Source organism: Serratia sp. 1D1416 (genome assembly GCF_003641105.1).
Taxonomy (GTDB): domain Bacteria; phylum Pseudomonadota; class Gammaproteobacteria; order Enterobacterales; family Enterobacteriaceae; genus Serratia; species Serratia ficaria.
The window spans coordinates 2,099,206-2,121,596 of sequence record NZ_CP032738.1 but is presented as its reverse complement, the minus strand read 5'-3'; the positions used below and the strand labels follow the sequence as shown (position 1 = coordinate 2,121,596).

At 60.5% G+C, this 22,391-nt stretch carries 23 protein-coding genes; 9 read left to right on the top strand and 14 right to left on the bottom strand.

Going from position 1 to position 22,391, the window contains the following annotated elements; translation table 11 throughout:
* Positions 1-330 precede the first annotated feature (330 nt).
* The 4 genes from D7I37_RS10020 to D7I37_RS10005 all read left to right on the top strand — a co-directional run bounded on the left by D7I37_RS10020 (position 331) and on the right by D7I37_RS10005 (position 4,295).
* Positions 331-978 carry a LuxR family transcriptional regulator gene (locus tag D7I37_RS10020; RefSeq protein WP_061794833.1) on the top strand — a complete coding sequence of 216 codons (648 nt, stop codon included), beginning with the start codon at positions 331-333 and terminating at the stop codon, positions 976-978.
* 126 nt (positions 979-1,104) lie between these two features.
* A complete protein-coding gene (locus D7I37_RS10015) occupies positions 1,105-2,286 on the top strand; it encodes an MFS transporter (protein ID WP_129543644.1) in 1,182 nt (393 codons plus the stop codon).
* Entirely contained in the window at positions 2,283-3,395 is a 1,113-nt protein-coding gene (locus tag D7I37_RS10010; protein WP_129543643.1) for a class II histone deacetylase, read from the top strand. Before D7I37_RS10015 ends, D7I37_RS10010 begins: the two co-directional genes overlap by 4 nt.
* Positions 3,396-3,488: 93 nt before the next feature.
* The gene (locus D7I37_RS10005; RefSeq protein ID WP_095095652.1) at positions 3,489-4,295 is read left to right on the top strand and encodes an alpha/beta fold hydrolase; all 807 of its coding nucleotides are present in this window, start codon (positions 3,489-3,491) and stop codon (positions 4,293-4,295) included.
* Between the two features lie 43 nt (positions 4,296-4,338).
* Here D7I37_RS10005 and D7I37_RS10000 read toward each other — a convergent pair whose 3' ends face one another.
* The 3 genes from D7I37_RS10000 to D7I37_RS09990 form a co-directional block, all read right to left on the bottom strand.
* The gene (locus D7I37_RS10000) at positions 4,339-4,704 is read right to left on the bottom strand and encodes a cupin domain-containing protein (protein ID WP_095095649.1); all 366 of its coding nucleotides are present in this window, start codon (positions 4,702-4,704) and stop codon (positions 4,339-4,341) included.
* A gap of 18 nt (positions 4,705-4,722) precedes the next feature.
* Positions 4,723-6,024 carry an FAD-binding oxidoreductase gene (locus D7I37_RS09995; RefSeq protein ID WP_129543642.1) on the bottom strand — a complete coding sequence of 434 codons (1,302 nt, stop codon included), beginning with the start codon at positions 6,022-6,024 and terminating at the stop codon, positions 4,723-4,725.
* 101 nt (positions 6,025-6,125) lie between these two features.
* Positions 6,126-6,881, bottom strand: a complete 756-nt coding sequence (locus D7I37_RS09990; protein ID WP_095095644.1) for a helix-turn-helix transcriptional regulator — start codon at positions 6,879-6,881, stop codon at positions 6,126-6,128.
* Between the two features lie 262 nt (positions 6,882-7,143).
* Between D7I37_RS09990 and D7I37_RS09985 the strand changes: the two genes are divergently transcribed.
* Positions 7,144-8,271, top strand: coding sequence for an iron-containing alcohol dehydrogenase (locus D7I37_RS09985; RefSeq protein ID WP_095095642.1), 1,128 nt, complete (start codon positions 7,144-7,146; stop codon positions 8,269-8,271).
* 140 nt (positions 8,272-8,411) lie between these two features.
* Here D7I37_RS09985 and D7I37_RS09980 read toward each other — a convergent pair whose 3' ends face one another.
* Positions 8,412-9,161: a metallophosphoesterase gene (locus D7I37_RS09980; RefSeq protein ID WP_129543641.1), complete on the bottom strand. Its 750-nt coding sequence runs from the start codon at positions 9,159-9,161 to the stop codon at positions 8,412-8,414.
* A 100-nt stretch (positions 9,162-9,261) separates the two neighbouring features.
* Between D7I37_RS09980 and D7I37_RS09975 the strand changes: the two genes are divergently transcribed.
* Both D7I37_RS09975 and D7I37_RS09970 read left to right on the top strand, forming a co-directional pair.
* Positions 9,262-10,281 carry a type IV toxin-antitoxin system AbiEi family antitoxin gene (locus D7I37_RS09975; RefSeq protein WP_129543640.1) on the top strand — a complete coding sequence of 340 codons (1,020 nt, stop codon included), beginning with the start codon at positions 9,262-9,264 and terminating at the stop codon, positions 10,279-10,281.
* The gene (locus D7I37_RS09970) at positions 10,235-11,059 is read left to right on the top strand and encodes a nucleotidyl transferase AbiEii/AbiGii toxin family protein (RefSeq protein ID WP_129543639.1); all 825 of its coding nucleotides are present in this window, start codon (positions 10,235-10,237) and stop codon (positions 11,057-11,059) included. Before D7I37_RS09975 ends, D7I37_RS09970 begins: the two co-directional genes overlap by 47 nt.
* Positions 11,060-11,063: 4 nt before the next feature.
* On the opposite strand, the gene D7I37_RS09965 is transcribed toward D7I37_RS09970, so the two are convergent.
* A complete protein-coding gene (locus D7I37_RS09965) occupies positions 11,064-11,993 on the bottom strand; it encodes a LysR family transcriptional regulator (protein WP_129543638.1) in 930 nt (309 codons plus the stop codon).
* Positions 11,994-12,128: 135 nt separating this feature from the next.
* On the opposite strand from D7I37_RS09965, the gene D7I37_RS09960 reads away from it, so the two are divergent.
* Positions 12,129-13,469: an aspartate aminotransferase family protein gene (locus D7I37_RS09960; RefSeq protein ID WP_129543637.1), complete on the top strand. Its 1,341-nt coding sequence runs from the start codon at positions 12,129-12,131 to the stop codon at positions 13,467-13,469.
* A 110-nt stretch (positions 13,470-13,579) separates the two neighbouring features.
* Positions 13,580-13,849, top strand: coding sequence for a P1 family peptidase (locus D7I37_RS09955; RefSeq protein ID WP_242502905.1), 270 nt, complete (start codon positions 13,580-13,582; stop codon positions 13,847-13,849).
* A 37-nt stretch (positions 13,850-13,886) separates the two neighbouring features.
* Here D7I37_RS09955 and D7I37_RS09950 read toward each other — a convergent pair whose 3' ends face one another.
* The 9 genes from D7I37_RS09950 to D7I37_RS09910 all read right to left on the bottom strand — a co-directional run bounded on the left by D7I37_RS09950 (position 13,887) and on the right by D7I37_RS09910 (position 22,388).
* Positions 13,887-15,137: a phospholipase D-like domain-containing protein gene (locus D7I37_RS09950; RefSeq protein WP_129543636.1), complete on the bottom strand. Its 1,251-nt coding sequence runs from the start codon at positions 15,135-15,137 to the stop codon at positions 13,887-13,889.
* On the bottom strand, positions 15,130-15,780 hold the full coding sequence (locus D7I37_RS09945) for a MotA/TolQ/ExbB proton channel family protein (RefSeq protein WP_061794821.1): 651 nt from the start codon (positions 15,778-15,780) through the stop codon (positions 15,130-15,132). The genes D7I37_RS09950 and D7I37_RS09945 overlap by 8 nt, the downstream gene beginning before the upstream one ends.
* A 47-nt stretch (positions 15,781-15,827) precedes the next feature.
* The gene (locus D7I37_RS09940) at positions 15,828-18,071 is read right to left on the bottom strand and encodes a TonB-dependent receptor (protein WP_061794820.1); all 2,244 of its coding nucleotides are present in this window, start codon (positions 18,069-18,071) and stop codon (positions 15,828-15,830) included.
* Positions 18,072-18,110: 39 nt separating this feature from the next.
* Positions 18,111-18,845, bottom strand: a complete 735-nt coding sequence (locus tag D7I37_RS09935; RefSeq protein ID WP_095095632.1) for an energy transducer TonB — start codon at positions 18,843-18,845, stop codon at positions 18,111-18,113.
* Between the two features lies 1 nt (position 18,846).
* Positions 18,847-19,254: a biopolymer transporter ExbD gene (locus D7I37_RS09930; RefSeq protein WP_061794818.1), complete on the bottom strand. Its 408-nt coding sequence runs from the start codon at positions 19,252-19,254 to the stop codon at positions 18,847-18,849.
* Between the two features lie 244 nt (positions 19,255-19,498).
* Positions 19,499-19,822: a DNA-binding transcriptional regulator gene (locus D7I37_RS09925; protein WP_061794817.1), complete on the bottom strand. Its 324-nt coding sequence runs from the start codon at positions 19,820-19,822 to the stop codon at positions 19,499-19,501.
* Entirely contained in the window at positions 19,785-20,165 is a 381-nt protein-coding gene (locus D7I37_RS09920; RefSeq protein WP_061794816.1) for a type II toxin-antitoxin system RelE/ParE family toxin, read from the bottom strand. Before D7I37_RS09920 ends, D7I37_RS09925 begins: the two co-directional genes overlap by 38 nt.
* 253 nt (positions 20,166-20,418) lie before the next feature.
* Positions 20,419-21,339, bottom strand: a complete 921-nt coding sequence (locus tag D7I37_RS09915) for a L,D-transpeptidase family protein (protein WP_061794815.1) — start codon at positions 21,337-21,339, stop codon at positions 20,419-20,421.
* Positions 21,340-21,512: 173 nt separating this feature from the next.
* Positions 21,513-22,388: a helix-turn-helix domain-containing protein gene (locus D7I37_RS09910; RefSeq protein WP_061794814.1), complete on the bottom strand. Its 876-nt coding sequence runs from the start codon at positions 22,386-22,388 to the stop codon at positions 21,513-21,515.
* Positions 22,389-22,391: the final 3 nt, after the last annotated feature.

Sequence of the window (22,391 nt, the reverse complement as noted above, 5' to 3'; positions counted from 1 at the left end):
GCGTCGGTGGATTAATGATAGGAAACCGCTGTAAATTCAGCGGGAAAACGTCACAAAAATTTCATTAACCTATTAACGAAGCAAGGATGAAACGCCGCCAAACAAGCTCACCATCAGGGGTTGGCGGCTTGTTATTTATGTATTTTATTGCAATCGGGCTCACGTTGTTAATATGTTTTTATTGTGTTGCCAAATTGCTACAACTATGCTTGCATCGTTCATATATTGACCACTGCAACCCGGCTTCAGGGGGCGAGAAGACGGCGAGAAAACGCCGCCGACACCTCTGCACCTTGAAAGATGAAGAGGATAAAGGGAGGGACATGAATCATGCATACCGCAGCATCTGATGCCTTTATCAACAGCTGTCTGCATACCATCGCGCATCTGATCCCGGTGTCCGCCGGGGTGTTTTATTTGGTCAATCCGGACCTGCGCCCCGACCACTATATTTTGCACGGCATCTCCGATAAAACCCACCAGCAGTATCTGAACCATTTCCAGCATATCGACCCGCTGAAGCCGGCCAATTTTCATCGGCAGGACATTACCATGGTCGGCATGAGCCCGGCGGCGATCGCCGATAACCGCCATTATTACCACGACTTTATGCTGCCGAATGACATGCGCGATATGACGGAAATCTTCATCCGCCAGCGCAAACGCATCATTGCCGGGGTATCGCTGATCCGCGATACCCCGTTTACCGAGCTGGAACGCGGCCGCCTGCGGGCGGTGCTGCCGCTGATCGAACTGGCTACGCGCGACCTGCTGCCCGGCGGCGAGGCGCAGCTGCTGACCGCCAAGGAGCAGGAAATCGTCAATATGGTGCGCGAAGGCGCCAGCAATAAACGCATCGCCCTGAAGCTGGGTATTTCCCTTTCCACGGTGAAAACCCACATGCGCAATATCTTCGCCAAGACCGACGTGGTGAACCGCACCGAATTGGTGTCCAGCGGCTTTATCGCCCACGGCTGAAGCAGAACTTAACGACCCCATAAGCGGGTTTACACCCAGCGCCATTAATTGGCGCGGCTTCCGCCTGCCCGCAATCAGGCAGCGCGGCCCCTACTCATTAAAGCCTAACATTCGGGGATAGTGATTATGTCCAGTGATTCGGTTGCTGCACCCACCGTCGAATCGGCGCTGCCCTGCCCGCCGCGGCTGCTGACCGCCATTATCATCTTCGCCGCCATCGCGCCCGGCATCCTGATGACCGCGCCGGCGGTGGCGGCTCAGTTGGCCAGCCAGTGGCAGCTTGGCCCGGCGCAGATAGGCCGCCTGTTTTCCACCGAACTCGGCGCCATGAGCCTGGCCACCCTGCCGGCCTGGTGGTGGATTGGCCGCATCAACTGGCGCCGGGTCGCCACGCTGTCAGCGCTGGCGTTTATCGCCGGCAACCTGGCCTCGGCGCTGGTCGGTGACTTCGGTTTGCTGCTGGGCCTGCGCTTTATCGCCTCGCTGGCGGGCGGCACTCTGATGATCCTGTGCATCACCTGCGCCGCCGGCACCTCCAACCCCAGCCGGGTCTATGCCTTCTGGGTACTCGGCCAGCTGGTGCTGGGGGCGGTCGGGCTGCTGGCGCTGCCGCCGCTGTTCGCCCATTTCGGCCTGATGGCGGTTTACCTGATCCTGGCGGCCATCATGCTGTGCTGCCTGCCGCTGATCCCGGCGTTCCCCCGCGGTTTCACCGCCTCGCGCGCCGCCGCCCGGCAGGCCGCCGCCTCACTGCCGCGCAAGCTGTGCGCGGTGCTGGCGGTGCTGACTTTCTATATCGGCCTGAGCGCGGTCTGGACCTTTATCGGTGGCATCGCCGCCGGCGCGGGACTGTCGCCGGGCCACAGCGGCCAGGTGTTGGCCGCCGCCACCCTGTTCGGCATCATCGGCGCCGGCGCTGCGGCGCTGCTCGGCGCGCGCTTTAACGGCGGCGCGCCGATCTGGCTGGGCTACGCCCTGCTGTTGGCCAGCGTGGCGCTGTTGCTCGGCCAGCCGCTGCTGCTGCTGCGCTTTGCGCTGGCGGCGCTGCTGTTCAAATTCACCTGGACCTTCGTGCTGCCGTTCATTCTGGCGCGCGTCGCCGGGCTGGATAACGACGGCAAACTGATGAACAGCATCAACCTGGTGATCGGCGGCGGCATGGCGATTGGCCCCACGTTGGCCGGCTACCTGATCGAATCTTCCGGCGGTTTCGACGCATTGCTGACCGGCGCGCTGGCTTGCGCGCTGCTGTCGCTGTCGCTGATATCGCTGGCCTCAACACGCCGTTTAACAGGAGTAACAAGGTGAAAAGAAAAACCGGTTTCTTGTTTGATGAACGCTGTTTCTGGCACAGCACCGGCCTGCACGCCACCACTCTGCCGGTCGGCGGCTGGGTGCAGCCGCCCTCGGGCGCCGGCCACGCCGAATCGCCGGAAACCAAGCGGCGGATGAAAAATCTGATGGACGTCGCCGGGCTGTCGCGCCAACTGAGCCTGCTGAGCGCCGAACCGGCGGAGGAGGAAGACCTGCTGCGCATCCACCCCGCCCACTATCTGCAGCGCTTCAAGCAGCTCAGCGACAACGGCGGCGGCATGCTGGGGGACGAAGCGCCGCTGGGGCCGGGCAGCTACGAGATAGCCAGGCTGTCCGCCGGCCTGGCCTGCGCGGCGGTAGAGGCGGTGCTGCGGGGCGAGCTGGACAACGCCTACTCGCTGTCGCGGCCGCCGGGCCACCACTGCCTGCCGGACCGGTCGATGGGCTTCTGCTTCCTGGCCAATATCCCGATCGCCATCGAGCGCGCCAGGGCCAAATACGGCCTGGGCAAAGTGGCGGTGCTCGACTGGGACGTGCACCACGGCAACGGCACCCAGCATATCTACTGGCGGCGCGACGACGTGCTGACGCTGTCGCTGCACCAAGACGGCTGCTTCCCGGCGGGCTACTCCGGCGAGCAGGACCGCGGCGCGGAGAGCGGCCTCGGTTATAACCTCAATATTCCGCTGCTGGCCGGCGCCGGCGACGACGGCTATCTGCACGCCATGCGGCGCATCGTCATCCCGGCGCTGGAAAGATTCGAGCCGGAGCTGATCATCGTCGCCTGCGGCTACGACGCCAACGCCCTCGATCCGCTGGCGCGCATGCAGCTGCACAGCGACAGCTACCGCGCCATGACCGCGCTGGTGCAGGACGCCGCCGATCGGTTATGCGGCGGCAAGCTGGTGATGGTGCACGAAGGCGGCTATGCCGAATCCTACGTGCCGTTCTGCGGCCTGGCGGTGATGGAACAGCTGAGCGGCATCCGCACCGAGGTGCAGGATCCGCTGCTGGCGTTTATCCGCCAGCAGCAGCCGCGCGACGGCTTCAATCAATTCCAGCGCGACGCCATCGATCGGCTGGCCCGCCAGTTCGACCTGTAATACCCCGGGGCAGCATCTGCCGCCCCTGACAACTCCCCGCGGTGCCACTACGCTGAATAGGACTTCCGATGCACCTACCCTGAGAAAAATACTATGTCTGAACAAAAAGTCAGCTTTATCAAAGGCGGTCATGGCGATATTGCGGTACATGACTGGGGAAACGATCGGCCGCGCTATCTGGCGCTGCTGGTGCACGGCTACGGCGAGCACCTCGGCCGTTATCAGTACGTGGCGCGCACGCTGCAGGCGCAGGGCGCGCGGGTGTTCGGCCCCGACCATCTCGGCCACGGGCTGTCGCAGGGGGAGCGCGTGCTGATCGAAGATTATGACCAGGTGGTCGACGACGTTCAGCGCGTGGTGAGCCATTTTCAGCGATTGCATCCCGGCGTGCCGCTGGTGGTGATTGGCCACTCGATGGGCGGCATGATCGCCACCCGCTACGTGCAGCGCCATGGCGACGGCGTGCGCGCGCTGGTGCTGTCCGGCCCGCTGATCGGCGAGAGAACGCTGATCTCGGACCTGCTCAACCTGCCGGAAATTCCCGACCAGCCGCTGGACATCGCCACCCTGTCGCGCGATCCGGCGGTCGGCGCCGCCTACCAGGCCGATCCGCTGGTGTGGCACGGGCCGTTCAAGCGCCCGACGCTGCGCGCCATGCAGCAGATACTGGCCAAAATCAACGCCGGGCCGGGGTTCGGCGCTCTGCCTACCCTGTGGATCCACGGCGATGACGATCGGCTGGTGCTGATGGCGGAGTCGCGGACCGCCATCGATCTTCTGCAGGGCAGCGATTTCGACAGCATGATCAACCCGGGCGGACGCCACGAGAGCTTTAACGAGACCAACAAGGATCAGATCCTGCAGCGGGTGACCGATTTTATCGCTCGGGCGCTGGGATAACGGGGGTATTCCCCGCGCCGGCCAGCGCGGGGAAGCGGCGGGATCAGCCCTCGACGATGGCCAGGTAATGTTTAACAAAACGGTCTGAGGTGATTTCCCAGCGCACCGGCGTGCCCTTCTCGACAAACCAGGCGTCGCCGGCCCGGTACTCCACCGACTCGCCGGTGCGTTCGTCGGTCAGGACGGCGCTGCCTTCCCATACCGTGGCGTGTTCGGCGAACGGGTAGACCATCACGAAGGTGCCGCGGGTGCAGCTGAAAACGCCGCAGTTCAGGTTATCGGTCGGTTCGCCGAAGATGCTCGCCACGCCGACGCTGGGCGTACCGGCGATCACCGTGGCGCCCAGGTTGCTGACGCTGCCGATGTCCTGCAGCGCCGGCAGCGGTTGCTTGAGCAGTAAGGGTTTCATGTTTTTCTCCTCTGAGGGTTAACGGCGGCCTTTCCAGTAGCCGGATGTCTGGTGCCAAACCTTGCCGGCGGTGGTCATCACCCGCCGCAGCTTGTCCTTGCCGAAGATATTGACGTGCGGGATCGCGCTCATCAGATCGTAACGATCGGATCCTTCGCCCATGCCCTCCGCCAATACCTTGCAAACGATGTGGCTCGGCGTGACGCCGAAGCCGGAATAGCCCTGCACATAGAACACGTTGTCGTGATCCGGCAGGGTGCCAATCTGCGGAAACAGGTTGGCGCTGCAGCACAGCGGGCCGCCCCAGGCCAGATCGATCTTCACGTCTTTCAGGTACGGGAACACCTTCAGCATCAAGTTGCGGTTCCAGGCCTTGAGATCTGACGGGAAATACTCGATCAAACGGGTGGCGCTGCCGAACAGCAGCCGGTTTTCGTTGGTGACCCGGTAGTAGTCGATCACCGGGCGGATGTCGCTGTAGGCGCCGCGGATCGGGCTGATCCGGCGGATCAGCTCGTCGGACAGCGGTTCGGTGGCCAGCTGGAAAGCGTAGGTATTGATGGTTTTGCCGTAAATGAACGGATCCATGCCGTTGAGGAAGCCGTTGCACGCCCACAGCATCTTGTTGGCGCGCACCGATCCCATGGCGGTGCGTACGGTGACGCGCGATCCGTATTCCACGTTCAGCACGCGGCTGTTTTCGAAGATCTTCACGCCATAGTCGCTCAACGCCCTGGCCTCGCCCAGCAGCAGATTGAGCGAATGCACGTGGCCGCCGCCCATGTGTTTCAGCGCGCAGCTGTAGGCCTCGGAGCCCACCACCTGCTGCACCTCCGCGCCGGTGTAAAGCTCGATCTCTTCGTCGGGCGAGACCGCCCGGAACTCCTTCAGCCAGCCGCGCAGGGTTTTCTCCTGGCGCGCATTGCTGCCGAGGTAGCCGTAGCCAAAGCAGAAGTCGGCGTCGATGGCGTATTTCTTGATGCGCTCGCGAATAATGCCCGCGCCGAGATTACTGATTTTAAAGATGGTTTCCAGCCCGGCCGGGCCGACGTGGCGCTTGATCTTCTCCAGATCGTGGCCGATGCCGGCCATCACCTGCCCGCCGTTGCGGCCGGTGCCGCCGTAGCCCAGATAGCGGCCCTCCAGGATGGCGATGTTGGTGATGCCCTTCTCCGCCAGCTCCAGCGCGGTGTTGATGCCGGAGAAGCCGCCGCCGATGATCACCACGTCGACGTCCAGATCCTCTTCCAGCGTCGGGAAGCGCAGATCGTATTTTTTGGTCGCCGCGTAGTAGGTTAAGGACTCGATTTCGTTGTTCATTGCCGCACTCCCGATTGCCTATGCCATGACATCGGATTATCGGGAGCGGGAGGCGGGGTTGCCATGTCCCCTTAGGGACATTTGATACAAAAAATTAACATTCAGGCGCTGCGGCGATTGGGCGCGGCCAGCAGCAGGCTGAACAGTTCGGCCTGCGAGCCGATATTCAGCTTGCCGTAGATGTTCTTGCGGTGATTTTTTACCGTGCCCAGGCTGATGAACAGCCGTTCGGCAATGTGCTGCGAACCGCAGCCGGCGAGGATCAGATCGACGATTTCCCGCTCGCGCGGCGTCAGCGAATAGCGCGCCTGCACCCCGTCGTCGCTCACCCGCTCTGCGCGCGCCGGCGCGGCCACCACTTCCCCGTGCAGCCGCGCCACGCTTTTCACCAGCGTCAGCGCGCCGCTCAGCGTGGCCGGCTGCGGGTAGCGCACCGCCACCGCCCGGCGCGCCGAACCGAAGAACACCCCCAGCCCGCGCTGCGGCGTCAGCGGCAGCAACACCCCGGCCTCGTCATGCCAGCCGGTCTTGCGGTAAAAGTTGCGGTAATAATCGCTGTGGTAAAAGCCGCAGGGCGCCAGCTGGCGCAGCGTGAACACATCGCCCGCGCCGCCGTTCAGCGCCTGATAAAACGGATCCTGCAGGTAAGCGCCCTGCTGGTAGAGCTGATTGACCGCGTCGCTGTTTTCCCGCTCGGTTTTCATCAGGCAGCGCGGCGCCTGCCCGCGTTCGAAGGCGTAGACGATGGCGTTATCAAAGGCGAAATAGCCTTCCAGCCAGTTCAGCAGGTTGGGATAGAAACGCGGGCTGGCCACCGCGTCGATCACCGCAGACAAGCGTTCCACCTGAATATCCATACCCGCCTCGCCATTATTAATACATTAACAATCAACCGACGCCGGGCAGCCCCGGCCGCACGGCGGCCCTGGAGGTTATAAAAAGCACCCGCCGGGCTAAAATGCAAGGTTTTGATTGTTTACATGTTAAACAAATCACAGCTTTATCCGCCGCTCCCCCGACACAGGGTTAACATGTTAACGACGTGCGGAAAGCAGTGGTTCCCCCGCCAGAGCTGGCTTATGCTGTGCGTTCCGTCCGTTTCGCCGCCAAGGAGCCCTCATGACCCTCAACCAGATCATCGCCAATCGCCACACCTGGTTCGGCCAAGGCAGCATCAATCAGCTGCTTCCGTTATTGCTCGCCGATCCGCAACCGACGTTGCTGTTCAGCTGCCGCTCGTTCCTCAGCGGCCCGGTGCACGCGGCGCTGAGCGATGAATTGTCGCCGCTGCTGATCGGCACGGAAATCGTCAGCCACGAAGCGTCGCCGCAGGAGCTCGACGCCTGGGTGGCGCGCTGGCGCGGCCAGCCGCGACGGGTGGTGGCCATCGGCGGCGGCAGCGTGATCGACGCCGCCAAGGCGTTCGCCGCGCTGGTGGAGCACCCGCTGCCGACGCTGCGCTATATGGAAAAGGTCGGCGACAGCAAAATCAGCGGCGCCACCCTGCCGCTGATCGCCGTGCCGACCACCGCCGGCACCGGCAGCGAGGTGACGCAGAACGCGGTGATCACCGACACCCGGGTCAGCAAGGTGAAGGCCTCGCTGCGCCATAACGACTTCGTGCCGCACACCGCCATTCTCGACCCGCAGCTGCTGGCGGGCGCGCCGGACAAGGTGCTGGCTTACTGCGCCATCGACGCCTTCACCCACCTGTTCGAGGCCTATTTGTCGAAAACCGCCGGCGCCATGACGCGCGAAATGTCGCTGACCGGCATCCGCCACTTCCTCGACGCCTGGCCGGCGCTCAACCGCAGCGACGCGGCGCGCGAAGCGATCATGCAGGCTTCTTATCTGGGCGGGCTGACGCTGAGCGCCGCCGGGTTGGGGGTGATCCACGGCATCGCCGGCGAGATCGGCGCATTGCGCGATTATCACCACGGCCAGGTGTGCGGCCGCCTGCTGCTGCCGTTCCTCGAGCTGCTGGCCGACAGCGAGCAACCGCAGCAACGCACGCTGATGGCCGAGCTGGCCGCGCGCCTGTTCCCGGAGCAGCGCGACAGCCCGGAACGCTATCTGATCGACTTCATCACCCGCAACGCCATCGCGCCGTTCTGGCAGGATGACCTGCCGATCGGCGCCGACGAGCTGGCGATCGCCCTGGAGAAATCCAACAGCAAGAATTCGCTGATCGCCTATTCGCCGCTGCAGCGGCGGCAGATGATCGAAGGGGCTTTCCGCGTCGAATGATTATATAATCAGATCAACGCAGTAGCAGGAGGGAGCAAATGGGTATCATCAGCTGGATTTTCGCCGGCATCGCAATCGGCATTCTGATTGGCGTGCTGCTAAAAATCTTCGGCAAGAAGAAAGACCGGTAAAACGGATTTTCAGCGACAAACAGCGCCGAAATTCTGTTCGAATAGACCGTCTTTACGCAGCAGGTAACGGCGGTTTATTCCCAGTTCGAACAGGCACAGCGCGCCATGTTCGGCAATAGTAAAAGCACCATAATCCAGATTGCACATATTGCCCAATTCGCGATTGCGTTCCCCCGGCGTATGACCGCAAAGCACATAACTTATGCCTGCTATCGGTACGCAGTATTTTGCCCGATACCTTCTGCGCCCGGAAAGACAGCTTTTCTGCATCAACGGGTCTGCGGCCTGCAAACCGGCCAGGAAATCCTCAAGACGGTTCATTTCAGGCGGCAATTCCGCATGGATGACACAATAGTGATAGTGCCCTGTTCCGATCAGGATCGCCCATGGAAGCGCTACTGCATTGCGATAACATTGATGCCGTAACGAGTTATCCAGCGCGAAAAACCACTCTCCCCCTACCGCACACCATTTCCGAGCCATCTCATCTTGTTGTTCTCCTTCGCCTGCGCACATATAGTCAATCAATAGCTTTTCGTGATTCCCCAGCACCGAAAAAAACCACGGTTTTTCAATCAATCTCAGGCACTCCAAACTGTGAGTGCCGCGATCAATTAAATCTCCGACAGCAATCAAACGATCCTTCTGGCAATCGAAACGGATATGTTCAAGTAACTGATGGAGTTCGTTCAGGCAGCCATGGAGATCCCCTACGACAAAATCTCGGCCCAGAGTATTCGTGGTTAACTCGGTAATCATTACGCCTCTGGAGAGTTATCAGCCGAACGTTGCATTACCTGTGGTTTGTTCATAAACTACTTTCGTTCATGGTGCATGAACAAACAAAGGGCGTGAACAAATGTCTATACTTGATGCAGAAGAAGAACTGTTGGCATCGGTAAGAGCAAACTTACCCGCTGGCATGGACCTGACGACAACGTTGCAGCCAGACCACGGCGATGATGGCCATGTTTGTTTGTCCGTCAGCAACAATAGAACATTTACCTTTAAGATGGAGATAAAGATTATCCGTCGAAAGGAAAATCTCCTTTTGCTGCGAAAATCATGGGATGACAGAACAACGCAGGAACGCCTGCTCATTTGCTCCCCATTAACGCCAACTCAAATCAAAATCTGCGAAGCGCTGAAACTGAACTTTATCGATGCGGCCGGTAACGCGAGTATCAATACCGAGGGCCTTTTTTTACGAGTATCAGGCAGAAAAGCGCCCAAAAACACCAAAAACTTTGAGCATGGTCGCGTAAGGATAAGTGAAGGAACGCTGAAGCTGCTGTTTGTGCTGCTTACCGATACTGACGCTATTAATGCAACCTATCGCGAGCTTGCCAACATGGCTGGCATCTCCTTGGGAATGGTCAGCAAAGCCCTCGATTACCTCGAAACGCAGCGCTATTACCGCAAATCGCAAACGGGACGCCGACTGTTGGCGCCGGAGGCACTCACGGCGTTATGGCTACGTGAGTATGCGGTTATGCTACGCCCAAAACAACAAAGCATCAGCCTGACCGCCCCCACTGACTGGCAACACATTTCTCTGCACGCCAATGAGGTTTGGGGAGGTGAAGCCGCAGCAGCACTGATGACCAATGGATTCCTTAATCCTGAAAAACTCATATTATTTACGCATGAACCGCTGCAACAACGCAGAAAAGAACTCGGCCTGCGCCCTGAGCGGGAGGGGAAAATGCAACTGGCCACCGCCTTCTGGGGCCATGATTGGCGAGTAACTACCTTGGCTAAAGCCATGCTAAGCATCGGCGAATTACTTGCCAGCCAAGATGATCGTAACCTTGAAGTCGCGAGGATCGTTAATGACCAATATCTTGGACTTACAGATAGCGCTCTCTTCAGAGACTGAAAGGCTGCTCGCAAAAATCAATGACATCTGCGCAAAGCAGTCCATCGCTTTCTTCGTTGCTGGCGCTACGGCAAGAGAAGTACTGCTGCATCATGTGCACGGCCGCCCAACGGGGCGAAAAACACGGGATATCGACATCGCTATTTTTGTCGATGACTGGCAGCAATTCGATGCGCTGAAAAAAGCACTGATAGAACAGGGGGCGCAAGCTGTCACCGGCAATGCGCATCGCCTGCTGTGGCAAGACAACGAACTCGATATCATTCCTTTTGGAAAAATTGCGGTAGGAAATACCGTTGCCTGGCCACCCGATCGCGCCATCATCATGGCAGTTGACGGGTTCCAGGAAGCGTTTCAACAGGCGGTGGCGGTGCGGTTAACTCATGGCTGCGTATTACTTTTCTGTTCTTTACCGGGTCTGGCGTTACTAAAGCTATTTGCCTGGCGGGATCGGGGCAATCAAAACGGGAAAGACGCCGTCGACCTTTTCACCCTCATCAGTGCATACGGCCATATCGAAGAGGATCGAATTTACGATATTCCCCTCGACATAGAACATTTCGATTCGGATCCAGACAGACTGGGCGCCTTCCTGTTAGGCACCGACATTACCTCTCTTTTACAGCAAAGCACGGTAAGGGGTACTTCCACACCGTTGCTGCAACTCAAAACCCCAAAACTTGTCGATGCCGTTGCCCGGCAAATACCCCGGGAAACCGCAGAACGCATCGAACAATTGATAGACGATTTTTGGCAAGGCGTCGAATACCGGACATGACCGTTCAAACACCGCCATGGGCCGCCAGCAGGCACTCGTGGAACAGTTTCACCACCCGTTGCGGGATCGGCGAACGGCGCAGCACGCTGGAATACTCGCAGTGGTAGCGGAACAGCTCAGGCTTGATTGCCCGCATCATGTTCTGCGCGACAAAAAACGCCGCATAGTGGTCAGGCAAAAAGCCGACGTACTTGCCGGAAAGAATTAAGGTGGCGATAGATTCCTGGGCGAAACCCGTCGCCTTGCGGTGCAAATGCTGCTGCAGGCTCAATTCCATATTCGGCGAATGGTAGCCCAATCCGGCAAAGGCGTAATTGTGCAACAGCGCCCAATTTAATGCATCGTGATTGGCGGAAAATAATTCATGCTGCGCGCCGCAATATAAGAACATCCTCTCACTGAATAAAGAACGATAAGCTAAACTTTCCGCGCTGCGGTGCATGGGAATAATGCCGATTTGAAATTGGCCGTCAATGACTCCGCGCTCGATGGTATTAATCGGTTCGACGTACATTTGCAAAGAAACTTCCGGCGCACGCTCGCTGAATAAGGCAATCGCCCGGCCTATTTGCGCCTGCGGGTTGCTGACCGTATGGTCGAATATCGCCACGTGCAGCTGGCCGCCCATGCGCTGGTGCACCTCATCCACCCCGCGGCGGAAGGCCTCGGTGGCCGCCAGCAGGTTGACGGTTTCCTGGTAGACAAGCAACCCCTCATCGGTCACCGCAAAACCCTCGCGCCCGCGCTGGCACAGCGTCAGCCCCAGCCGTTGCTCCAGGTCCTTGATGTGCTTGCTGATGGTCGACAGGCTGATATTCAGCTCCAGCTCGGCGGCGCTCATGCCGCCGCAGTCGACCACCGCTTTGAATACCCGCAGCAAACGCAGATCCATATCCGACAATTGCCCGAGCAGCGCGCGCTTTTTTACTTGCATAAAACCTTAAGTAAGTTTCGACATATGATTATTCACATTAGAGAAGAAGCGGAACATAGTCAATTTCGCACAACATTTCATTAACACTACAGGTTATTGAATATATCGACATTATTTTCCTGCCCGGAGGAAAACATGGCTGCTGAAAAACACCCGATTAATAGACTCGATGCCGAATGGTTAGAGGCGCACTGGATGCCCTTTACCGGAAATAGAAACTTTAAAGCCAACCCGCGCATCATCAGCCGGGCTGAGGGGGTTTATTACACCAGCCAGGACGGCCGCAAAATTTTTGACGGTCTGTCCGGGCTGTGGTGCTGCGGATTGGGGCATGGCCGCCAGGAAATTACCGACGCCGCCCGGCGCCAGCTGGCGCAGCTGGATTACTCGCCGGCATTTCAGTTCGGCCACCCGCTGTCGTTCGAGTTGGCTAACCGAATCAAAGAGATGACGCCGGCCGGCCTCGACTACGTGTTTTTTACCGGCTCCGGCTCGGAGGCGGCGGACACCTCGCTGAAAATGGCGCGCGCCTACTGGCGGGCCAGGGGCCAGGCGGGCAAAACCTGCTTTATCGGCCGGGAAAAAGGCTACCACGGGGTTAACTTCGGCGGCATTTCGGTCGGCGGCATCGCCGGCAACCGCAAAGCGTTCGGCGCCGGCGCCGAAGCGGATCACCTGCCGCACACCCTGCTGGCGGGCAATGCCTTTTCGCGCGGCATGCCGCAGCAGGGCGCCGAGCTGGCCGAGGAGCTGAACCGCATTATCGCGCTGCGCGACGCCTCGACCATCGCCGCGGTGATCGTCGAACCCTTCTCCGGCTCCGCCGGGGTGATAGTGCCGCCGGTCGGCTACCTGCAGCGCATTCGCGAGATCTGCAGCCAGCACAACATCCTGCTGATTTTCGACGAGGTGATCACCGCCTTCGGCCGCTGCGGCGCACTGACCGGCGCCGCAGCGTTCGGCGTGACGCCGGACATCATGAATATCGCCAAGCAGGTGACCAACGGCGCGCAGCCGATGGGCGCGGTGGTGGCGCGGCCGGAGATTTACCAGACCTTTATGGCCACCGACGAACCCGAGTACCAGCTCGAATTCCCGCACGGTTACACCTATTCCGCCCACCCGGTCGGCTGCGCCGTCGGGCTGGCGACGCTGGAACTCATTCAGCGTGAACATATGGTGGAGCGCGTGCAGGCGCTGGCGCCCTATTTTGAACGGGCGGTGCATAGCCTGCAGGGCTGCCGGCACGTCAGCGACATCCGCAACTTCGGCCTGGCGGCGGGCATCACGCTGGCGGCGCGGCCGGGCGAACCGGCGCGCCGGCCTTATGAAGCGGCGATGCGTTGCTGGGATAAGGGGTTCTACGTGCGCTACGGCGGCGACACCCTGCAGCTGGCGCCGCCGTTTATCAGCAGCGAGGCGCAGATCGACGCGCTGATCAACGCCCTCGGCGACACCCTCAACGCCACGGAATAAGGAGAAAACGCCATGACTATCGTCCATTGGATCAACGGAGAAGCCGCCAGCGGCGGCGCCCGCAGCCAGCCGGCGTCCTTAGCTGAACTCACACCAGAAGGAGAATGACCATGGCGCAACGCGCGCAGGATCTGGGCAGCACCATTGGCCAGGGCACGCCCGCCGACTACGCCAATAAAGGCGCCTTCACCACGCCGCTGCGCATGGTGAACAACGACCATATTTCGGCGCTGTTCGCCGCGGCGGCCGAGGCGGTGGAAGAGGCGATCGTGAATGCGCTGCTGGCGGCCGACACCGTCAGCGGCAACGGCCATCGGGCGGAAGGCTTGAGCGCCGAACAGCTGGTGACGGCGCTGAAAGCGGCCGGCTGGCGCCGCTGAAAAACCCAGGGCGCGGCGGCCGACCGCGCCCTGACGATCAGGACTCGCCGCCCGGCTTCGGCGCCGGGTAGTCATAGTCCAGCCGCAGCGGTTCGGCGTAGACGCTGCCCCACAGCTGGCTATACAGCGCATCCAGCCGCCGGCTCATCGCCGCGCTGTGCAGCACCAGCTCCAGGTTGCGCGAGTTGTCCAGATAACCGCCGGTCCAGTTGCTGGTGCCGATCCAGGCAATCTCATCGTCGATGGTCATCAGCTTGCTGTGGATCACCCGAGCGAACGGAATAAAACCGCTGCTGGCCGGCGGAATGGTCACCACTTTGATCTGCACGTTCGGCACCAGCGCCAGGCTCTTCAGCCAGGCGATGTCCGGCTTTTTGGTGTTCCAGTTGGCCACCATCAGCTCGATCTGCACGCCGCGCGCCGCCGCCGCGCGCAGGGCGTTGTCGATGGTCGCATAATAAGGCCGGCTGCGCGCCGGGCCGAACGACAGCGGCGCGTAGTCCATCACCTGCACCCGCACCCGCCGCTTGGCGCCGGCCAGCAGGCGCGGCAGCTCCACCTGCGAATCAGTCACCCCGGCCGGGTTATAGGCGCGCGGGCTGGCGGCCAGATAGTTGCCCTGCGGCGTTTCCGCGGCGGGCCGATACGGCAGCGCCGGCACCGGTCGATCCTGCGCCAACAGCGCCTGCGCCCGCCAGTCCTGTTCGAAGATCGCCTGGATCTGCCCCACCACCTTGGCGTCGCTGATGCGCAGCCCGGTTTCGTGAATGTGTTCCAGCGCGCGCCAGTCGAAATTCTGGCTGCCGACAAACGCCTGTTCGCCGTCCACCAGCAGATATTTGGCGTGCAGGATGCCGCCGCTCAGCTTCTGGTAAGGAATGATGCGCAGCTCCAGATTGGGGATCGCCTTCAGCTGTTCCAGCGTCTCGGCGGTGGAAATGCGAACGCCCTTCTCTTCCATCAGGAAGCGGATTTTCACCCCGCGTTCGCCGGCCGCCTTCAGGTGCCGCAGCACGCCGTCCAGCAGTGAACCGCTCTGGTTCGCCACGTAAAACTGCCCCAGATCGATGCGGGTTTTCGCCGCATCGAACATCTGCCCCCACACCTCGGCGGTGTTGCGCAGATCGTCGGCCTGCAGCGCGGTTTCCGCCGGTGCGGTATAGACCAGCTCGTAGCCGGGAATGTCAAAACGCGCCGCGGCGCTCTGGCTCAACATCAACAAACAACTGCCCCACAATGCCTTATAAAGGCGGCCCAACGGCCACCGTGATGGATGGCCATTAGGCATAGCGCGGCGCTCCGCTGTCAACCCATTGCTCGCGGCCGTCGTTTTCCGGGCGGCTGGCCGGCGCGCCGGCGCGGATCAGCAAAACTTTCAGCAGTTCGTTGATGCGTTCCATGCGGCTCTGCAGGAAATTGTTGCCCACCAGGCACAGCAGCGCGATGGCGATGCCCAGCCCGGTGGCGTACAGCGCGGTGCCCATGCCGGCCGACACCAGGCTCGGCTCGGAAACGCCGGAAGCGGCCAGCGCCTTGAAGGTCTCGATAATCCCCATCACCGTACCCAGCAGCCCCAGCAGCGGCGCGGCGGTGACCACGGTTTCCAGCAGCCACAGGCCGCGCGCCATCAGCGGTTTGCTCAGCAGATACTGGGCGTCGATCAGATCGCCGATCGCTTCGCGGTCGCCGGCGCGGTGTTTCTGCTCCAGCACCGGCATGATCACCGCCAGCGGCAGGCTGTTGCGCTGGGTCAGATCGTCCGGCAGCTCGGCGGCGCGGCGCACCTCCGGCGTCAGCGCCCGCTCCAGGCGGCGTGCCTGGCGCTGGGTGTAGGCGAAATACAGCGTGCGTTCGATAATGATCACCAGCGCAATCGCCAGCGCGGCGTACATCACGTAGAAAATAATGTCGTGCAACAGATTGGCGTCCATACAGGGTTCCTCTTCCCCGCCGTCGTGCAGGACGGCGGGGTATTCAGTTAAAAGGTGGCTTCCAGCGAGACGCTGAAGGTTCGTTCTTCCCCGACGTTGTAATACGGCGTGCTGGCCTTCACGTCGCCGTAAGGCGCGGCGTTGAAAGTGGTGGTGCGCACCGAGGTCAGGTATTCCTTGTCAAACAGGTTGCTGACGCCGAAACGCAGCGCCGCGCTTTTGACGATCTTTTTGTCTACCGGCAGATGCACCCCCGCCGCCAGATCAAACACCGTGCGGCCGCCGATCTTCTCGTCGTTGGTCAGATCGCCGTAGAACGCGCTGACGTATTTGCCGCTGACGCTGCCGTAATACAGGCCGTCGTCATAACCCAGCGTCATGTTCAGCAGGTTTTTCGGTACGTTCGGCACTTCCTTGCCGGAGGTCGGCAGCGGCAGGCCGCCGTTGCTGACGATGTCGTTCTTTTGCTTCGACTGGGTGTAGGTGTAAGCGGCGTAGTAGTTGAAGTTGTGCGGCAGTTGGCCGCTCCACTCCAGCTCCAGCCCCTTGTTCTCCACGTTGCCAATGTTCATCATCTCGTAGTCGCCGGACGCGTTGGTGGTGGAAATTTGGCGGTCGCTGTAGCGCATATAGAACAGCGTGGCGCTCAGCAGCATGTCCTCCTGCTGGAAACGCCAGCCCAGCTCGTGGTTCCAGCTCAGCTCCGGCTTGGTGCTGATCGAGTCGCCGACGTTGTACAGCACGTAGTTCGGCGGGGTGCGCATGTTGCGCGTCAGGTTATAGAACAGCTGGTTGTCCTGGTTCAGCTTGTAGCTGGCGCTGAAGTTCGGCAGGAACTCGTGATATTTGGCGTTGCGCTTTTCCGGCGCGTTGTACAGGCTGCCGCGGTTATCCCCCTTGCGCTCGACGTACTGATAGGCCAGGCCGCCGACGAAGGTCCAATCCGGCGTGGCGTACCAGGTATCCTGCAGCCACACCTTCTGCGCCGGGGTGATGGTGTACTGATTGCGCCCCTGCACGGTGTTGCCGTTGGCGTCCTTCACCTGATCGGAACCGCCCGGCTTGCCGGAGATCTGCGCCGGGTTGCCGTCGCCCTTGATGCTGATGAACGGCTGAGTCTGCAGCTGACGCGCGCGCTCGTACCAGTAGCCGATATCCAGGCTGTGCTGGTCGTTGATGTCCCACTTCAGCTTGGTGGTGATGCCCGGCCGCCAGGTTTGGGTCCACGACGGGCGGTAATAGGTATTGGACTGCAGGTTGCCGAGATCGTACTGCCCGGCCTTATCCGAGGTGCTGGACAGCACCGAAGCGGTCTGCCCGTTGAAGCTGCCGCCGTTGCCCCAGTAGTAGTAGGGCTGCAGGGTCAGCGACAGGTCGTCACGCAGCTGCAGCTTCTGGCTGAACGACAAGGTGAAGGTTTCGAACGGGTTGCGATCGAGTTTATAGTACTTGTTCAACTGGCCCTTGCCGTTGTATTCCGGCGTGGTGGCGTAGTCGGTATAGCGGCCGTCGTTGTCGAACTGCGCCTTGCTCAGGGTGTTGTAGTTCATGTTGTTCTGACGGTTGTACTTCATGATCAGGTTGCTGCTGTTGCCGTTGCCGTCTTCGTACAGCGAATTCATCTCGAACTTGTCGGAATACTCGCGCCCCTCGCCGCGCCACTTTTTCGCTTCGGTGTGCGAGTAGGAGATCCAGTTGCTGAAGCCGTTGTACTCGCCGGTCTCCAGACGGGCGAAGGTTTTGCTCAGGTTGTTGCTGCCCAGCGTCTGCTTGACGAAGCCGCCGAAGTCTTTCGACGGGCGACGCGTCACCAGCCCGATGTTGCCGCCGCTGGAGCCGATGTGCGGGCCGTCGGCTTCGGAGGATCCTTGAGTGACGAAAACTTCTTCCAGGTTTTCCGCGTCGCCCAGCAGGTTCGGGTACACCGCGTAGTTGCCGGAGTCGTTGATCGGGATGCCGTCCATCGACAGGCCAATCTGATCCGAGTTCATGCCGCGCATGGTGTAGTCGACGCCGCTCAGGCCGCTGGCGTCGTTGCTGTTGACGTTAAGGCCCGGCGTGTACTTCAGCTTGTCGATGGCGTTGCCCGCCGCCGGCATTTTATCCATCGCCTCTTTGGTGACGGTGGAGCGCGCCTTGGCGCTGTCGTCCTGCACCATCATGCCGCCGCCCAGCGACTGCCCCTTGACGCTGATGGTGCCGACGTCGGCGCTGTCCGCCGCCAGCGCGGCGCCCGGCGCCATCGCCGACATCACCGCCAGATAAATCCCAGATCGATTAACAGATTTCATTGTGTGCATCCCATAAAAATCAAACGATTAACCCTGACGCTAAGGCGCCTGATAATTGAACGTGGCGGTAAATCTTTTGGTTGTTTGCCCGGCGAACGCCTCGCTGGGGAACGGCTTCACTGCACCGAGGCTTTGCAGGCTGCTCATCGCCGCACGGTTCAGCAGCATGCTGGCGGCCTTGTTGGCGATGCCGGAAGACAGCACCCGGCCGCTGCGATCGACCTCCAGCCACACCTCGACGTTGCCCTGCGGGCGCTCGAGCGAGGCCTGGCGCCCGCTGGGGTAGCGCTTGCGCTGTTCCAGCTCGCGACGCAGCGCCTGCAGGTAGCCGTTTTCAATCGCCTGGGCGTTGACCTTCGGCGCGGCCGGAGCGGGCGGTGCCGCCGGCTTGCTGACCAAGGCGCGCGGCGCGGGCCGCACCGGCGCCGGCTTGGCTTGCTCCACCGGTTTGGCCTTCTCTTTTATCGGTTTGGGCTTGGGTTTCGGCTTCGGCTGCGGTTTTGGCACCGGCCTGGCCTCGACGATCGGCTCCGGGGCCGGCACCGCCGGTTCCGGGATAAGTTCAGGCTCCGGCGGCGGTTCGGGCTGCGGCGGCGTTTCCGGTTGAGGCTCCGGCGCAGGCTCAGGCTCGACCAGCGCCAGCTCGATGGCGGTTTCGTCATAGTGCGGCTGGATCTTCAGCGCCGCCTGCCGGCTGGCGAACAGCAGGCAGCCGACGACGATCAGCGCCGGCAGCCAGCTGAAGAGGTGACGCGAACGATAGAGCAGATACATGTCACAGTTTCCGTGTGGCGATCGAGACGGAGAAGAATCCGCCCTGACGCAGGTTGTCCATCACCGCCACCAGCCGTTCTACCGCCACGCCCTTGTCGCTGTTGACGATAATGGTGGTGGTTTGATTTTCCTGCCGCTGCTGCTTCAGCGTGCCGACCAACGCATCGAGCGCGATCGGCTGCCCGTCCAGCTGCAGCTGATCATCGGCGCCCAGGGTGATGATGGCCTTCTTCTGCGGCTTGAGCTGCTGCGCGCTGCCGGCGGACGGCAGCTGGGTTTTCAGCCCGAGAGCCGGGATGACGTTCAGACTGATCAACACAAAAAACACCAGCAAAAACATCATCACGTCGATCATCGGGATCAGTTCGATGTGCGCTTTGTTCTTCTTCGGTTCGTTCCAGTTACGCATGACACTCCCTCCCAAAAGCGAAGCAGCCAATATAGGAGCGCTTTGTTTACCTTTTGTTACGTTTGTGTGATCTTATTTTCACAGCGCGGGGTTTTTGCGAGGATTTTTTCAATGGCAGGCGATAACGGAGGAGATATAATTTATTAATTAGCGATAGTTTTTATTGGAATAATTGCGATATTGGCATTTCAGAGAGCCAAAGCCAGAGAGGACAATGTGAGAATAGTGACAACCCAAAGGGTCACTACAACAAGACCTGAAGCCCGTGCTTGCGTACGATCGAAAGCAGCTTAAGCGACACGCCGCCCGGCCGTTTCACCCCCGTCTCCCATTTCTGTATGGTCGACACGCTGGTATTCAGATAACGGGCAAAAACCGGTTGGCTTAAACATAGCTGCTCGCGCAACGCTTTGATCTCCTGGGGCTGCAACATCTCGACCGGAGCAAGGCAAGACTCGTCGAAACTACGTAGAGTTTCCAGAGAAATGGCACCAGTACGATGCAATCCTTCAGCCGCGCTGTGAATCGCTTCAAAGGCCGGACTCCGAAACGTTTTTTCCTTCTTCATGGCAAATCTCCATCCATTCGTTCTTCACGACCAAGGGCTGGAGCATTTCGTCGCTCAACGCGCCAAAATGCACCGCCAACTTGCGAAAAGCTTGCAATTCCGCCCCAGTGATATTGGCCTGGACCTGCTTGGCAAACAAAAAAACATATACCCAATGCCGACCGTTTTTCGCTAATACCAACGCCCGATCCCGATTGTGATTAAGACGTTTTTTAAATACGCCACCGCCTAAATCCACAGCCAAACCCCGTTGCACATCGTGTACCGCCCGACATAATGCCTTGTCGGTAATGCCGTGCGCCTGAGCCTTCTTGCCAAACCAACGAGTTTTAAATGTACGCATTGGGATGGGTTTCCCGTAAAAACATAGCACTTAGTGAAACACTTTTCCAGAGCACTCCTTCCCGTCAGCATCACTTCAAACGTTGATGATGGCCACCATGAAAAACCCGATTTGCATGATGGCGCGCATCATGACTTCTTTATGTGCAACGCTGAGGGCATCATGGCGAACGCAAACGCAACAACATGTTTTACAGGCATAAAAAAGGCGCCCGCAGGCGCCTTCTTGGTATTCTCACTGAGGCCCGAGGCGATCAGTTCACCTTCACCGGCATGCCGGAGCGGGCTTTGATCGCCGCGTCCACTTCGCTCTGGTTAACCGCGGTGTCCATCAGCACTTTGCCGACCGGGGCGGAGATGGTCAGCGGCACCGGATCTTTGGACTGCAGTTGCTCTTCGTTAGCCGACAACGGGTTGTGCACTTCCAGGTAACGCGAACCGTCCGGCTCCACGGTGGCCTTCACCGGCTCGTTGATGAACTGCACGCGGGTGCCGACCGGCACGTTGTCGAACAGGTATTTGATGTCATCGGCGCGCAGGCGCACGCAGCCGTGGCTGACGCGCAGGCCGATGCCGAAGTTGGCGTTGGTGCCGTGGATGGCGTACAGGCGGCCGACGTACAGCGCATACAGCCCCATCGGGTTGTCCGGGCCGGCCGGGAATACCGCCGGCAGGATCTCGCCGTCGGCGGCGTATTCCTCGCGCATCTTGGCGGTTGGCGTCCAGGTCGGGCCGTCTTTCTTGCGCTGCACGCTGGTGGTCCAGTTCAGCGGGGTGTCTTTACCCAGCTGGCCGATGCCGATAGGCAGCACGATCACGGTGTTGGTGCCCTTCGGGTAGTAGTACAGACGCATCTCGGCGCTGTTGATGATGATGCCCTGACGCGGCGCGTCCGGCAGGATCAGCTGCTGGGGGATGGTCAGAGTGCTGCCGGCCTTCGGCAGGAAGGGATCCACGCCCGGGTTGGCTTCCAGCATGTTGCTGAGGCCCATCTGGTATTGAGCGGCGAAGCTCTCCAGCGGCAGCTTGCTGTCTTCCGGCACGGTGATCTGGATGTTCTCCCCCACCAGACGGCTGTCTTTTGGCGGCAGAGGGTATACAACGGCGAAGGCAGCCTGGCTGAATGCAACCAGTGCCGTAAACAGGGTTAGGAACGCGCGAATGCTCATTTTCATCTTCGTGTTGGTTGAGGCCACTGGCAGTTATTGATATCGGTTATTGTCGGCCATAGATGACCGGATGCGCATTATATGTGCACATCAGCCAAAGTGTGAAACATTACCGATGCAATATCGCAATTTTTTGTAACCTGGTGCGGCGCGAAGATGACCTGTTGTGAGTACCGCCGCTAACCGGCGGCGGCCAGCGGCGCCGCGCGGCGGATCGGGATCAGGTATTCGCAGCGGATCGCCGCGCCGCCAAACGGGCAGTTTCGCCCCTGCACCGGGTAGAAACGCTCGATATCCTGCCCCGGCCGGCGAATGGCGTTCATCTGCGGCATCGCGGTGTCGTACAGCCGGGCGATAAAGTGTTGTAACCCCTCCGCCCGCCCCTGATAGGCGAAGCTGGCGTAATCGCCCTGCTCGATGATCACTCGCTCGCCCTCCGCGCCTTCGTCCGGCAGCGCGACGGTATAGGCCATGCGCTGGCTGCCGCTGCGCTGGCGATCGGCCTCCAGGCTGGTGAGGCCGTAGACCACCGCCGGCGGCGTCTGCGGCCGCAGCATCTGGCGCCAGGCGTGGCGGCGCAGCTCGCATTTCGAATCCGGCAGCTGGCTCAGCGTGCAGCTGCGGCGCTGGGTATGGCCGACCAGCCGCATCGCCGGCAGCGTAATGATATCGGCCTGCGGCAGCGGCTCTTCCGTCAGCCGCAGCGGCGGCTGCAGGCCGTAGCTTGACCAGTCCTGGCTGCGGCGGTAAACCGCCGGCGGCAGGCCAAACTGCTTGCGAAAACCGCGGGTAAAGGTCTGCTGCGAATCGAACTGGTAAGTATCGGCGATGCAGGCCACGCTGGTGCTGGTCAGCCGCAGCTCGCGCGCGGCGGCGGTCAGCCTTCTGCGCCGGGCGTAGGTGCCGAGAATATGCCCGGTCTGCTGTTTGAACATGCGCTGCAGGTGCCATTTGGAATAACCGGATTTGGCGGCGATATCGTCCAGCGTCAACGGCTGATCCAGACTCTGCTCGATCCAGGCCAGCAGTTGCGCAATTACCTGTTGCTGATGCATCGG